Origin of the sequence: Streptomyces sp. RKAG290, assembly GCF_023701695.1 — a bacterium.
GTDB lineage: Bacteria > Actinomycetota > Actinomycetes > Streptomycetales > Streptomycetaceae > Streptomyces.
This window is the reverse complement of the sequence record NZ_JAJOZC010000001.1, coordinates 5,082,544-5,096,839: the sequence shown is the minus strand read 5'-3', so window position 1 is coordinate 5,096,839 and position 14,296 is coordinate 5,082,544. Positions and strand designations below refer to the sequence as shown.

Here is a 14,296-nt window from a genome sequence, read left to right as displayed (position 1 = left end):
GCTAACGCAGGTGGTGCTGTGGGAGGTGTCGGGTGGGGACCGGGACCCGGATCAGGTCCTGGGCCACGGTCAGTTCGCCCTCGAACCCGGCGGCCCGGGCCTGGGTCTCGAATTCTTCCGGGTCCGGGTAGCGCTGCGAGAAGTGGGTGAGCACGAGATGCCGTACTCCTGCTTCCCGCGCCACCCGGGCCGCCTGGCCGGCGGTCAGGTGGCCGTGGTCGGTGGCGAGGCGTTCGTCCTCGTCGAGAAAGGTCGACTCGATGACCAGCATGTCGCATCCCTCGGCGAGCGCGTACACACCGTCGCAGAGCCTCGTGTCCATGATGAACGCGAACCGCTGTCCGCGCCTGTGCTCGGAGACGTCTTCGAGCGTGACACCGCGGACGGCGCCCTCGCGCTGGATCCGGCCGACGTCCGGTCCGGCGATGGCGTGCTCGGCGAGCCTGGCGGGCAGCATGCGGCGCCCGTCGGGTTCGACGAGCCGGTAGCCGTACGACTCGACGGGGTGCGAGAGCTTGTGGCTGCTGAGCGTGTACGCGTCGGTGGTGGCCAGCGGCCCGTCGGCGGCCACCGGGGCCTCGGTCAGCTCGACCGACTCGCGGTAGGCGGTCGCGTACCGCAGCCGGTCGAAGAAGTGCTGTCCGCTCGCCGGGTAGTGCGCGGTGACGGGGTGCGGCACCTGGTCGAGGTTGATCCGCTGGATCACCCCGGCCAGGCCGAGCGAGTGGTCGCCGTGGAAGTGCGTGACGCAGATCCGGTTGATGTCGTGCGCGGCGACGCCGGCCCGCAGCATCTGGCGCTGGGTGCCTTCGCCGGGGTCGAAGAGGATGCCCTCGCCGTCCCAGCGCAGCAGGTAGCCGTTGTGGTTGCGGTGCCGGGTCGGGACCTGGCTCGCGGTGCCGAGGACGACGAGTTCACGGGACGACACGGTGTGCGGCGGTCCGCTCTAGCCGGGGGGCCACTGGAGGCCGCGGCCGCCCAGGACGTGCGCGTGCGCGTGGAAGACGGTCTGCCCGGCCCCGACGCCGGTGTTGAACACGACCCGGTAGCCGCTGTCGGCGATCTTCTCGTCGGCGGCGACGTGCCCGGTCTCGCGCAGGACGTCGGCGAGGACCTGCGGCTCGGCGGCCGCGAGGGAGGCGGCGTCCGGGTGGTGGACGCGGGGGATGACCAGCACGTGGGTCGGGGCCTGCGGGTTGATGTCGCGGAAGGCGACCGTGGTGTCGGTCTCCCGGACGATGGTGGCCGGGATGTCACCCGAGACGATCTTGCAGAACAGGCAGTCGGGCTGCGGTTCTCCTGCCATGGGGGGCTCCTTGGTCTCGGTGATCCGTTACGGGGGCAGCCTAGCGGGCGGGGCCGGGGGGTTTCGGGGGTGCTGCCCCCGAAACCCCGTTGCCCAGCCGCCGAAGGGGCCTGTCCCTGCCGCTGGGCTCCCGCCGCCCTCCGGCATCACTCCGGCAGCGCCGGGGCCGTCCTCGCCGGGGTCCGGGCCAGGGACTCCAGCGCGATCCGGATCGCCTCGTCCAGCTGCGGGTCACGCCCCGCCGCATGGTCCTGCGGCGCCATGACGACCTCGACGTCCGGATCGACGCCGTGGTTCTCGACGCCCCATCCGTACCCCTCCATCCAGAACGCGTACTTCGGCTGCGTGACCAGCGTGCCGTCGACCAGCCGGTACCGGCTGTCGATGCCCACCACGCCGCCCCAGGTGCGCACGCCGACCACCGGGCCGATGCCCAGCGCCTTGATCGCCGCGTTCACGATGTCGCCGTCCGAGCCGGAGAACTCGTTCGCGACGGCCACGACCGGACCGCGCGGCGCGTCGCCCGGGTAGCTGGACGGCTGCTTGCCGCGGGGCACGTCCCAGCCGACGATGCGGCGGGCCAGCTTCTCCACGACCAGCTGCGAGGTGTGTCCGCCGCGGTTCTCCCGTATGTCCACCACCAGCCCCTCGCGGACGACCTCGGTGCGCAGGTCGCGGTGGATCTGCGCCCAGCCCGGGCCGGCCATGTCGGGGACGTGGATGTAGCCGAGGCGTGCGCCGGAGTGCTCGTGGACGTATGCGCGCCGGTCGGCGACCCACGCGTGGTAGCGCAGCGCCTCCTCGTCGGCGATCGGTACGACCACGACATGGCGCGGGTCGCCGCCGTCGGCCGGCAGGACGGTCAGCTCGACCGGGTGGCCGGCCGAGCCGGTGAGCAGCGGGCCGGGGCCGGTGACGCGGTCGACGGGGTGGCCGTCGGCGGCCAGGATCGCGTCCCCGGCGCGGACGGCGACGCCCGGCGCGGCGAGCGGCGCCCGGGCCGCGGGGTCGGAGGTCTCGGACGGCAGGATCCGGTCGATGCGCCACCTGCCGTCGTCCGCACGGGAGATGTCGGCACCGAGCAGCCCCTGGCGGGCCGAGTCGTCGCGCCAGCCGCCGGACGGGGTCACATAGGCGTGGGAGGTGCCGAGTTCGCCCTGCACCTCCCACAGCAGGTCGATCAGGTCGTCGTGGGTGGCGACGCGTTCCAGCACCGGCCGGTAGCGGTCCAGGACGCCGTCCCAGTCGATGCCGCCCATGTCGGGGTGCCAGAAGTTGTCCCGCATGATGCGGCCGGCCTCGGCGTACATCTGCCGCCATTCGGCGGCCGGATCGATGGTGCGGCGGATCCGGGACAGGTCGACGGCGATGGCGCCTTCGCCGTCGTGGTCGTCGTCGAAGCCTCCCGGGGCGCGGCTGTCGGAGGGGACGACGCGGAGTTTCCCGTGGCTGTGCAGCACCAGCCGCTTGCCGTCGCCGCTGACCGCGAACCGGCTGATGTCGGAGGCGAGTTCCTCGCAGCGCAGCTTCTCCAGGTCGTACCGCTCCAGGACGGTCTCGGGGCGGCGGGCGGCCGGCGTGGCGGCGCTCGTGCCGAGGACACCGGTCACCGGGTGGCGCAGCCAGAGCAGGCCGTCCTTCGCGGCGCGCAGCGAGGAGTACCCGCCGGCCTCGACGGGCAGCGGCTCGATGCGGTCGGCGAGTCCGTCCAGGTCGATGCGGGTCACCGGGAGCGCGGTGGGGTTGTCCTCGCCCTCGCCGCTCTTCTCCTTCTCGGTCGGGCGGCCGTGGAGCTGCGGGCCGAACGGGGAGGGGGTGGTCGCGGCGAGCGTCAGCAGGTGCGGGCGGCACGCGCCGATGAAGGCCAGGTCGAAGACGTGCGCGTCGTAGACCGGGTCGAAGGCCCGCTCGGAGAGGAAGGCCAGGTGCTTCCCGTCACCGGTGAAGGCGGGTGCGAAGTCCCGGAACCGCAGCGGTGTGGCCTCGGCGACCGTCATGTCCGCGAGGTGGGCGAGCCGGAGCTGGCTCAGCGGCTCGGGGCCGGGGTGGGACCAGGCGAGCCAGGAGGAGTCGGGGGAGAAGACGAGCCCGGACGCGTCGCCGTGCTCGCTGCGGTCCACCTCGTGGACCTCGCCGCTGTCCCGTTCGACGATCAGTACCCGTCCGTCGTGGGCCGCGACGGCGAACCGGCTGCCGTCGGGGCGGGTGCCAGGTCGAGGACCCGGCCGATCCGGCCGGCCGCGAGGCGGCGCGGTACGGCGTCGGGGGCGGTCCCGGTGGCGGGTGCGCATTCCAGCGCGTCGTCGCCCTCGGCGTCGGTCACCCAGACGACGTGCTGCTCGCCGTCGGCCTGGAAGGTGTGGGGCAGCCTGGCCCGTACCCCGGGTTCCACGGCGAGTGCGCGGGCCGGCCCCTCGCGGTGGGTGACCCAGTGGACGGCTCCGCGGGAGCCGACCGCGCTGCCGCGGCCGGTGCGGTCCGGGGACGCGGTGTGCAGGTGGCTGCCGGCGTGCACGGGATGCGGCTGCAGGTCTGCGCGCTGGCCGCCGAGCCGGATGTCGAGGCGGCGGGGTCCGTCGCTGTCCAGGCTGTCCAGGAGCCACAGTTCGCCGGCGGACGCGTAGACGACCCGGGTGCCGTCGGTGGTGGCGTGCCGGGCGTAGAAGCCCTCGGTGCCGGTGTGCCGGCGCAGGCCGGTGCCGTCGGGAGGGAGGAGTAGAGCGCTCCGACGCCTTCGTGGTCGGAGAGGAAGGCGATGTGCTCCCCCACCCACATCGGGCACTCGATGTTGCCGTCGAGGTCCTCGTGGACCCGGACGAATTCCTCCGGCGTCCCGTCGCCCGGGGTCCCGCCGCCACCGGCGGCGATCCAGAGCTTGCCGGCCGTACCGCCCCGGTAGCGCTTCCACTTGGCTGCCTCGCGCCCCATGGTCATGGACAGCAGCAGGACCCGTCCGCCGGGCCCGTACGCGAGTGATCCGACCGGCCCGTACGGCAGGGTCCGTGCCGGGCCGCCGTCCACCGGGACGGCCCTGGCCCAGCTGCGGCGCAGTGAGACCTGGCCCTGGGTACTGGTGACCAGCACTTCGCCTTCGGGGGTCCAGCCGCGTACGGCTGTCCGCGCGTCGCCCCAGTAGGTCAGCCGCCTGGCGGGGCCGCCGTCGGCCGGGGCCAGATGCACCTCGGGTGCCCCGTCGCGGGTGGAGGTCCAGGCGACGAGTTCCCCGTCGGGAGAGATCCGGGGCTCGGTGACGGGGCTGTTGTCGGCGCTGACACGCCAGGCTCGGCCGCCGTCGAGCGGCGCCAGCCAGACATCGTCCTCGGCGGTGAAGGCGACCAAGTCGCCCTGGACATGGGGATAGCGGAGGTAGGAAGGCTGCGTCACATCGATCACCCTAGGGCGCGGCTGTGTCGCGTGGAACGGAGTTGGCCGGAGTCCGCCCCGTACCGGTTGCCCGGCACGCTCACTTGCCCGGGTACGCCGTCACCGTGACGGTCACGGTCGCGGTCGGCCGGGAACCTCCCCCGCCGTTGCCCGCCGCGGGGGTCGACGGCGCCGCGTCGCAGTTGCCGAGCATCGTGGCGCGGAAGACGGTCCTCCCGTCCGCCTGGGCGGTCATGTCGCCGCGTACGCAACGGCCTTCGACCTCCCGGTCGACCTTGCCGGAGAGGCTGATGTCCTTGCCCTCCTTGGTGCGTCCGTGGCAGTCGACGTCGGCGACCCGGCGGGTGGCGGTGGGTGAACCGGACCGGGACGCGGACGCCCCGCCCCCTCCTCCGCCGGTGCGGGCCGTGCAGCTCAGCCACTGGACGTCGACCCCCTCGTGCTCCAGGGCGCGGGTGCCGGTGCGGTCCGTGGTCACGGCGATGGACGCGGTGTTCAGCCCGTCGACGGGGTCGCAGGCCGCCAGGCCGGCGACGACCGCGCCCGCCAGACAGATCACGGCCGGAAAGCGACGGGTCCTTCTGCTGCGCCATGCCCTCGATGTCCCCATACGGGCAGCTTCCCACCGCTCCTGACGTGGCGGTAGACCGCTTGCAGCCAGAACTGGCCACCGCTTCGGGAAACGGCGGGAATCAGGACCAGCGGCCGGTGCGGCCGAGCAGCAGGGCCGCGGCCGCCGTGCCCGCCGTCGAGGTGCGCAGGACGCTGCGCCCGAGCCGGCAGGTCCGGGCGCCGGCGGCGGCGAACGCGGCCAGTTCGTCGGGCGAGACGCCCCCCTCGGGGCCGACGACCAGCACGATCTCGCCCTCATCGGGCAGTGCGACGGTGGCCAGCGGCTCGCTGTCATGCCCGCGGTCCTCGTGCAGCACGGCCGCGAAGCCGGCCGTGGCCACAAGTGCGGCAACCTGCTTGGTCGTCATCGCGTCCGCCACCTCGGGGAACCGCACCCGGCGCGACTGCTTGCCGGCCTCGCGGGCCGTGCTGCGCCACTTCGCCAGGGCCTTGATTCCGCGGTCGCCCTTCCACTGGGTGATGCAGCGCCCGGCCTGCCACGGCACGATCGCGTCGACACCGGTCTCCGTCATCGTCTCGACGGCGACCTCGCCGCGGTCGCCCTTGGGCAGGGCCTGTACGACGGTGATGCGGACGTCGGGCCGGGGTTCCTCGTGCACGGGCTCCAGGCCGGTGAGGACCAGCCGGTCCTTGCCCTCGGCCGCCGTCACGACGCCCTGCGCCCAGTGGCCCAGGCCGTCCGTCAGGACGACGTCCTCACCGGCGCGCAGGCGCTTCACCGAGACGGCGTGCCGCCCCTCCGGCCCCTCCAGGACGAACCCGGGGCCCTGGGGCATCCGATCGACGACGAAGACGGGTGCCGTCACTGCGTGCTCCTTGTGCTCACTGCCGCCCGTGCGGCGTCCAGTTCCTCGGCGAGCAGTCCGACCAGCCGGCCGGCCGGCAGCTCGCGCGCCATCCGGTGCCCCTGGCCCGCCCACAACGCCATGCCCTGCGCGTCGCCGGCCTTGGCCGCCGCCGCGCGCAGCGCGGCGGTCAGCTGGTGGACCTGCGGGTAGGCGGCGGGGGCGTACGGTCCGTGCTCGCGTACGAAGCGGTTGACCAGACCGCGGGCCGGGCGCCCGGAGAACGCCCTGGTCAGGGTCGTGCGGACGAAGAGCGGGTTGGTCAGGGCCTGCTTGTGCAGCAGAGGGGCGCCCGACTCCGGGCAGATCACGAAGGCGGTGCCGAGCTGCGCCGCCTCGGCACCCGCGGCGAGCACCGCGGCGATCTGGGAGCCGCGCATCAGCCCGCCGGTGGCGATGACCGGGATCTGGACGGTCTCGCACACCTGGGCCACCAGGCAGAGCAGTCCCGTACCGAGACCGTCGGCCTCCGGGTCGTCGCGGTGGGTGGACTGGTGGCCGCCCGCCTCGACGCCCTGGGCACAGACGGCGTCGGCGCCCGCCCACTGCGCGGCCTGGGCCTCCTCGGGCGTGGTGACCGTCACGACGGTGTACGTGCCCACCGCGGCGAACGCGTCGAGGGTGTCGCGGGTGGGGCAGCCGAAGGTGAAGGAGACGACCGGGACCGGGTCCTCCAGCAGGATGGCGAGCTTGGCCTCGTAGCCGTCGTCGCCGCAGGAATCGCTCTCGCCGAGCGGGGTCTCGTACCAGGCGGACTCACCGGCGAGCTGGTGCCGGTAGACGGCGACGGCGCTCGGGTCGGCGACGGTCGGCTGCGGCATGAAGAGGTTGACGCCGAAGGGCTGCCCGGTCAGTGCGCGCAGCTGCTTGATCTCGTCGTACATGCCGTCCGCGGTCTTGTACCCGGCAGCCAGGAAGCCGAGACCGCCGGCCTCGGCCACGGCCGCGACGAGCTGCGGGCAGGAGACTCCGCCCGCCATCGGGGCCTGCACGATCGGATACCGGCTGAGATCGGTCAACGCGGAGGGCATGACCGCATCGTGTCATGTCCTTCCTGCCCCGTGCTTCGCACCCCGTGGCCGCGTTATGTCCGCAATGCCGTACGGGCCCGGAAACCGGGCCCGTACGGCATCGTCACGCGGTCCTACCGGCCGTTGAACGCGTCCTTCAGACGCGAGAACAGGCCCTGCTGGCCGGGCTGGAACTGCCCGGTGGGCCGCTCCTCGCCGCGCAGCTTCGCCAGCTCCCGCAGGAGGCGTTCCTGTTCCGGGTCCATCTTCGTCGGGGTCATCACCTCGACGTGCACGATCAGGTCGCCGCGCCCGCCGCCCCGCAGGTGGGTGATGCCGCGCCCGTGGAGCGGGACGGACTGGCCGGACTGGGTGCCCGGCCTGATGTCCACCTCCTCCAGGCCGTCGAGCGTCTCCAGCGGCACCTTGGTGCCGATGGCCGCCGCGGTCATCGGGATGGTGACCGTGCAGTGCAGGTCGTCTCCGCGCCGCTGGAACACCGCGTGCGGCAGCTCGTGGATCTCGACGTAGAGGTCGCCGGCGGGGCCGCCGCCGGGGCCGACCTCGCCCTCGCCCGCGAGCTGGATCCGGGTGCCGTTGTCGACACCGGCGGGGATCTTCACGGTGAGCGTGCGCCGTGAGCGGATGCGGCCGTCACCGGCGCACTCCGGGCACGGGGTCGGCACGACCGTGCCGAAGCCCTGGCACTGCGGGCAGGGCCGTGAGGTCATGACCTGGCCGAGGAACGACCGGGTGACCTGGGAGACCTCGCCGCGGCCGCGGCACATGTCACAGGTCTGGGCGGAGGTGCCGGGTGCGGCGCCCTCGCCGTTGCAGGTCGTACAGACGACTGCCGTGTCGACCTGGATGTCCTTGGTCGTCCCGAAGGCCGACTCGGAGAGGTCGATCTCCAGACGGATCATGGCGTCCTGGCCGCGCCGGGTGCGCGAACGGGGTCCGCGCTGCGACGCCGTGCCGAAGAACGCGTCCATGATGTCGGAGAAGTTGCCGAAGCCACCCTGTCCGAATCCGCCCGCGCCACCTCCGCCCGAGGCGGACAGCGGGTCACCGCCGAGGTCGTAGACCTGCTTCTTCTGAGCGTCCGACAACACCTCGTAAGCGGCGTTGATCTCCTTGAACCGCTCCTGGGTCTTCGGATCGGGGTTCACATCCGGGTGCAGCTCGCGAGCGAGCCGCCGGAAGGCCTTCTTGATCTCGTCCTGAGATGCGTCGCGGCGCACGCCTAGTACGGCGTAGTAGTCCGTGGCCACTTACGACTCCGCCAGGATCTGTCCGACGTAACGTGCCACTGCGCGTACCGCTCCCATCGTTCCGGGGTAGTCCATGCGGGTCGGTCCGACCACGCCGAGTTTGGCGACTGCTTCGTCGCCCGAACCGTAGCCGACCGCGACGACGGACGTGGAGTTGAGTCCCTCGTGGGCGTTCTCGTGCCCGATTCGTACGGTCATGCCCGAGTCCTTGGCCTCGCCGAGCAGCTTCAGCAGCACGACCTGCTCCTCCAATGCCTCCAGCACCGGCCGGATCATCACAGGGAAGTCGTGCCCGAAGCGCGTGAGGTTGGAGGTGCCGCCGATGATCAGCCGCTCCTCCGTCTCCTCGACGAGGGTTTCGAGCAGGGTCGAGAGCACGGTGGACACGGTCGCCCGGTCCTCGCTCTCGAAGGATTCCGGCAGGTCCTGCACCAGTTGCGGGACGTCCGCGAAGCGGCGTCCCACGACCCGGCTGTTGAGCCGGGCCCGCAGATCGGCGAGAGAGGTCTCGCCGAACGGCGTCTGGCAGTCGACGAGCCTTTGTTCGACCCGGCCGGTGTCCGTGATCAGCACGAGCATCAGCCGGGCGGGCGCCAGTGACAACAACTCCACGTGCCGCACCGTCGAGCGGGTCAGCGAGGGGTACTGCACGACGGCGACCTGCCGGGTCAGCTGCGCGAGCAGCCGTACGGTGCGACCCACGACATCGTCGAGGTCGACCGCGCCGTCGAGGAAATTCTGAATGGCACGGCGCTCCGGCGACGACAGGGGCTTGACGCCCGCGAGCCGGTCGACGAAGAGCCGGTAGCCCTTGTCCGTCGGGATGCGCCCCGCGCTGGTGTGGGGCTGGGCGATGAAGCCCTCGTCCTCCAGCACCGCCATGTCGTTGCGGACGGTGGCCGGGGAGACCCCCAGATTGTGCCGCTCCGTGAGCGCCTTGGAGCCGACGGGCTCCTCGGTGCCGACATAGTCCTGGACGATGGCGCGCAGCACTTCGAGTCTGCGTTCGCTGAGCATCGCGCACACCTCCAGCTGTCTACCTCGGTCGATCTCGGGCCGTTCCCGGGACTCCTCCTGGCACTCTGTGTGTACGAGTGCCAGTAATCCCCCGGTCAGTGTACGGCGACGAGGTGGCCCCCTAGCAAGGGCGACCGGCCACGCTACCCCGCGACTGCGCAGGTCGTTGCCGATAGCGTCGCGGTATGGACGCCACTTGGGAAGAGTTCGGCTGGGAGCGGTTGGGTGACGGAGTGGGCCGGCGGCGGCTGCCCCGTTGGGACGCGACGGTCGCACTGGTGGTCGGAACGGACGGGGTCCTTCTCTGCGACACGGGTTCGACCCTGCGGGAAGGCGTCGAACTGCGCGGCCAGATCCAGGGGCTGCTCGGCCGGAGGGTGACACATATCGCACTGAGTCATCCGCACTTCGACCACGTGCTGGGCACCGCCGCCTTCGCCGGGGCCCAGGTGTACGGGGCGGCCGGCCTGACGGACCTGCTGCGGACCGGAACGGAGGACCTGCACCGTTCCGCGGTGCGGCACGGCGTGTCCGAGCCGGACGCGGCCGAGGCCGTGGACGTGCTGGTGGCCCCGCACCACCAGGTCTGCGGGCAGTGGACGCTCGACCTGGGCGGCGGCCGTGAGGTGCTGCTGGCCGACGTGGGTCCCGGGCACAGCGGCCAGGACCTCGCCGTGCTGGTGCCCGGATCGCCCGCGGTCGTCCTGTGCGGCGACCTGGTCGAGGAGTCGGGCGAGCCGCAGGCCGGATCGGACGCGGTCACCTCGCGCTGGCCGGCGGCGCTGGACCGGCTGCTGGCCCTGGGCGGCGAGGACGCGCTGTACGTGCCGGGGCACGGTGCGGTGGTGGACGCCGCCTTCGTCCGGGCACAGCGCGACGCATTGGCGGCCCGGTTCGGCGTGTCGTGAGCCCGTCCCGTCCTATCGTCGTCCGATGCGCAGCTATCAGCCGGACCTGACCCCGCCGTGGAAGAAGTCCGCCCCCGCCCCCGAGGTGCCCGCCGATCCGGATCTGGTCGTGGAGGAGGTCACCACCGGCTTCTGCGGTGCGGTGATCCGCTGCGAGAAGACGGCCGCCGGTCCGACGGTGACCCTGGAGGACCGGTTCGGCAAGCACCGGGTCTTCCCGATGGAGCCGCGCGGCTTCCTGCTGGAGGGCCGGGTGGTGACGCTCGTGCGGCCCTCGTCCGGTGGCCCCGTCCGGCCCGCCCGTACGGCTTCCGGCTCGGTGGCGGTGCCCGGGGCCCGGGCTCGGGTGGCGCGGGCGGGGCGGATCTACGTGGAGGGCCGGCACGACGCGGAGCTGGTCGAGCGGGTCTGGGGCGACGACCTACGGATCGAGGGTGTGGTCGTGGAGTACCTGGAGGGCATCGACGACCTCCCGGCGATCGTGCGCGAGTTCTCCCCCGGCCCGGACGCGCGCCTCGGTGTGCTGGTCGACCATTTGGTGCCGGGGTCCAAGGAGTCCCGCATCGCGGCGCAGATCTCGGACGGGAACGTGCTGGTGGTCGGCCATCCGTACATCGACGTGTGGGAGGCGGTGAAGCCCTCGTCCGTGGGGATCGCCGGCTGGCCGGTGGTGCCGCGCGGTCAGGACTGGAAGACGGGCGTGTGCCGTTCGCTGGGGTGGCCGGAGAACACCGGCGCGGCCTGGCAGCGGATCCTCTCCACGGTCCGCTCCTACCGGGACCTGGAGCCCGAACTGCTGGGACGCGTAGAGGAATTGATCGATTTCGTCACGCTTCCCGACTGATGTCCGGCGGATCTTCCCGCCAATCCTGGCCTGATCCCGACGAATGCCTGCGCCTCGCACGCATCATCGGTTATTGAGTGTGCCTGGCTCTTTTCACGAGGGCGCGAGGGAAGGCACGGGGGCGATGGCGCGCGAAGTCTGGCGGGACAGTGCGGAGAACGAGGCGGCCTCCGCCGTCTTCCACTTCGTGCAGCAGCTCATCGACCGCTACCGGGACAACCGGCCGGTGATGCCGCTGGTCGTCCTCCAGGCCGCCGACGCCGACGTGCCGTCGGCCGTGGACGCCAGGGTCGGGCAGATCGTGCGCCAGATCCACCGGGCCAACCAGCTGCGCCGCGTCCCGCTGAAGCTGCTCGACGGCCGCGGCGGGACACCGTACGAAGCGGCCCTCGACATGGTCCGCACGCTGACCGAGAAGCCCTGGGAGACCCGGGGCGGCTCGCAGTACAAGCCCTTCACCTTTCCCCGCTCGCGGCTGCTCGGCGCCATCGAGCAGGCCACCGCCGCCGTGGTCCGGCAGCCGGATCAGGGCGGCTCCCCCGACGACCGGGACGACCGCATCCTGGAGCAGCTGAGCACGCTGCGCTGGCGGGCCAGCCGGCGCGGCCGGCAGAACTGGTGGACCGCGTTCCGGGAGTCGGTGCGGCCGGAGACGTTCCTCGGGGCCGTCGTCATCGCGGTGCTCGGCGTCCTGCTCGGCGAGATCGGCTGGGTGCCCACCGCCCTGGTGGCCGTGGGCGCGGTGCTCGGGCTCGCCGTCGTACGGCTGGTGACGACGTCGGCGCCGCCGCTGCTGTGGCTGCGGCGGGCCAGCAGGTGGTTCGCCACCACCTCGTCGCTGGCGGCGGCCAGCACCGGATACCCGTCCGACGGCTGGTCCCGGTTCTCGCCCAGCGGGTCGTGGCGGGTGATCCGGGCCCGGGCCGCGGTCGTCGCGGGGCGGGTGGCCGACGCGTCGGCGGGCGACGAGCGGTCCCGTCAGTTCCATCTGGAGCTACGGGTCCAGGCGCTGCTGGAGGACCTGCGGAACAACTACCGCCCGCACACCCTGGACTGGCGGCGCGGGAAGCGCACCGTTCCACCGGTGGTCTTCCTGCCCACCGCCGGGCAGAGCAACGGCGGCATCCAGCTGATCAACGCCATCAACAACGTGCGTTCCCGGCGCAGCGAGGTGGATCCGCTGCTGTTGCTGGCCTCGCTGCCCGCGGCCGAGATACTGCGGCACACCCCGCCGCTGCCCGCCGAGCCGCTGCCCACGCACAGCGGTGCGGCACGGGCCCGTTACGAGAACTGGATCAGCCACCTCAGCGTCGGCCAGTCCCCTCGGCCGCCGCCACGCTCGCCTGGGTGCTGCGCCTGCCGCTGTCGACCGAGCAGCTGACCCACGAGCACGGCCATGCCCAGCTCGTCACGGTGCGGGTGCGCCGGACGTGGATCTGGTGGGTGATGTCCCGTACGACGCTCGCGTGCCTCCTCGTCGGGGCGCTGCTGGGCACCTTCCTGCTGAGCAACCACCTGGAGAACCGGTACTGCCACGGTCCGCTCACCGACGTGAACACGGACTCGGTGGAGCTCGCCGGCCCGGACGGCGGGGCGAAGGAGTGCATAGGCGTGTCGACGACCACGCAGGTGCGTTTCGCGGCGGGCAACGACCTGATGCTGGACGGCGCCGGCGAGGGAGTCACCTTCGACCGGATCGAGCGGGCGGTGGCACAGGAGAACGCCGCCATCGAGCCCGGGGACAAGTACGTCACCGTCATCTACGCGGGCCCGTTCACTTCCTCGTCGAAGGAGCGCACCCGCAAGGCGCTGGAGGAGCTGACCGGCGTCTATCTGTACCAGCACCACACCAACAAGCTGGACTTCTCCGTGAAGCTCAGGGTGCTGACCGCCAACGGCGGGCAGGACATGCTCCAGCAGATCCCGGCGGTGCGGAAGATCATCGAGGTGGCCGGAAGGGACCGCTCGGTCGTCGGCGTGGTGGGGCTCGGGCGCGACACGACGGACAGTCCCAGGGCGACCGAGCTGCTCCAGCAGGCCGGCCTCCCGGTGGTGGACACCACCAACTCCGGTGGCTATCTGGCGCAGGGCTACTCGAACTACTTCGGCATCGCGGCGACCGACGAGGAGCAGGCGGACGCACTGGGCCTGGTGGCCGGGCAGGTGGCCCGGAAGTCCCCGCACCCGCGGGCCCTCGTGCTGTCCCGCAGGCTCGGGAACAACGACAAGGACCGGTACACGCTGGAGCAGCGCAAGGTGGGCCGCGCGATGCTGAAGAAGGCCGGGTTCGCGCTGGCCCCGCTGGCGGAGTACGGCCTCGGCCGCCGCAGCAGCGCCGACCTGGACAAGCCGGTGCAGCGGATCTGTGAGGCGGACCCGGCACCGGACGCCCTGTACTTCGCCGGCCGGGTCGAGGACGTGAACAACCTGATGGGCCGGCTGGCGCAGGGCTGCTCGGGGAAGCCCATCACGGTCTTCACCGGCGACGACCTGACCAAGGCGCGTTTCGACGACAGCACGGACCTCACCGAGGACGTCACGCTCTACCACACGGCGCTCGCCCCGATGGGCCGCGGACGGGCCGACGGCTTCTACGCGGAGGCGCGGCGGGCGCTGGAGGAACTGCTGCCCGCGGGCAGGTCCCTGCCGCGGCTGCCGGACGCCAGGCCCTACGAGGACGACCTGTTCGCCAGCGGCCAGTCGGTCATCTCCTACAGCGCGACGGCCGCCCTGTACGACGCCGCCAGCCACGGGGACGCGGTCAACAGCTCCGCCGAGACCTGGGCGAACCTGTACGCGGTGAACCTGCAGACCATGCCCACCGGCACGATCACCTTCCGCGGCTTCATCCCGTACGAGGCCCAGGCCGGGCACGGTCTCGACGTCGTCGAGATCACCTATCCCGACGGCCGGATCCACAGCAGGATCATCTGCGGCCGGGCGGCCGGTGCCCACGCGCTCACACCGCGCGCGTGCCCGGTGGGGTGATCAGCGGGCCCCGCGTCCTCGGGCCCCGCGTCCTCGGGCCCCGCGTCCTCGGGCCCCGCATACCGGGCCCACGCGTGCGTGGACCCCCGC

9 protein-coding genes and 2 pseudogenes are annotated in these 14,296 nt (G+C 72.4%); 3 read left to right on the top strand and 8 right to left on the bottom strand.

What is annotated here, in order from left to right; translation table 11 throughout:
• Window position 1 precedes the first annotated feature (1 nt).
• The 8 genes and pseudogenes from LNW71_RS22395 to hrcA form a co-directional block, all read right to left on the bottom strand.
• Complete coding sequence (locus LNW71_RS22395) at window positions 2-928, bottom strand: ribonuclease Z (RefSeq protein WP_250969857.1); 927 nt, start codon at window positions 926-928, stop codon at window positions 2-4.
• Window positions 929-946: 18 nt separating this feature from the next.
• Entirely contained in the window at window positions 947-1,306 is a 360-nt protein-coding gene (locus tag LNW71_RS22390; RefSeq protein ID WP_250969856.1) for a histidine triad nucleotide-binding protein, read from the bottom strand.
• Window positions 1,307-1,452: 146 nt separating this feature from the next.
• Window positions 1,453-4,690 (bottom strand): annotated as a pseudogene (locus LNW71_RS22385) (S41 family peptidase).
• Window positions 4,691-4,769: 79 nt separating this feature from the next.
• The gene (locus LNW71_RS22380) at window positions 4,770-5,249 is read right to left on the bottom strand and encodes a hypothetical protein (RefSeq protein ID WP_308294511.1); all 480 of its coding nucleotides are present in this window, start codon (window positions 5,247-5,249) and stop codon (window positions 4,770-4,772) included.
• A gap of 133 nt (window positions 5,250-5,382) precedes the next feature.
• A complete protein-coding gene (locus LNW71_RS22375) occupies window positions 5,383-6,129 on the bottom strand; it encodes a 16S rRNA (uracil(1498)-N(3))-methyltransferase (protein WP_250969855.1) in 747 nt (248 codons plus the stop codon).
• Window positions 6,126-7,199 carry a nitronate monooxygenase gene (locus LNW71_RS22370; RefSeq protein WP_250969854.1) on the bottom strand — a complete coding sequence of 358 codons (1,074 nt, stop codon included), beginning with the start codon at window positions 7,197-7,199 and terminating at the stop codon, window positions 6,126-6,128. Before LNW71_RS22370 ends, LNW71_RS22375 begins: the two co-directional genes overlap by 4 nt.
• 113 nt (window positions 7,200-7,312) lie before the next feature.
• The gene (gene dnaJ, locus LNW71_RS22365; RefSeq protein ID WP_250969853.1) at window positions 7,313-8,449 is read right to left on the bottom strand and encodes a molecular chaperone DnaJ; all 1,137 of its coding nucleotides are present in this window, start codon (window positions 8,447-8,449) and stop codon (window positions 7,313-7,315) included.
• Window positions 8,450-9,466, bottom strand: coding sequence for a heat-inducible transcriptional repressor HrcA (gene hrcA / locus LNW71_RS22360; RefSeq protein ID WP_250969852.1), 1,017 nt, complete (start codon window positions 9,464-9,466; stop codon window positions 8,450-8,452).
• Between the two features lie 185 nt (window positions 9,467-9,651).
• Here hrcA and LNW71_RS22355 point away from each other — a divergent pair, with 185 nt between their 5' ends.
• The 3 genes and pseudogenes from LNW71_RS22355 to LNW71_RS22345 all read left to right on the top strand — a co-directional run bounded on the left by LNW71_RS22355 (window position 9,652) and on the right by LNW71_RS22345 (window position 14,206).
• The gene (locus LNW71_RS22355) at window positions 9,652-10,374 is read left to right on the top strand and encodes an MBL fold metallo-hydrolase (RefSeq protein WP_250969851.1); all 723 of its coding nucleotides are present in this window, start codon (window positions 9,652-9,654) and stop codon (window positions 10,372-10,374) included.
• 25 nt (window positions 10,375-10,399) lie between these two features.
• Complete coding sequence (locus LNW71_RS22350; protein WP_250969850.1) at window positions 10,400-11,218, top strand: DUF3097 domain-containing protein; 819 nt, start codon at window positions 10,400-10,402, stop codon at window positions 11,216-11,218.
• Between the two features lie 124 nt (window positions 11,219-11,342).
• Window positions 11,343-14,206: pseudogene (locus tag LNW71_RS22345) on the top strand (ABC transporter substrate-binding protein).
• Window positions 14,207-14,296: the final 90 nt, after the last annotated feature.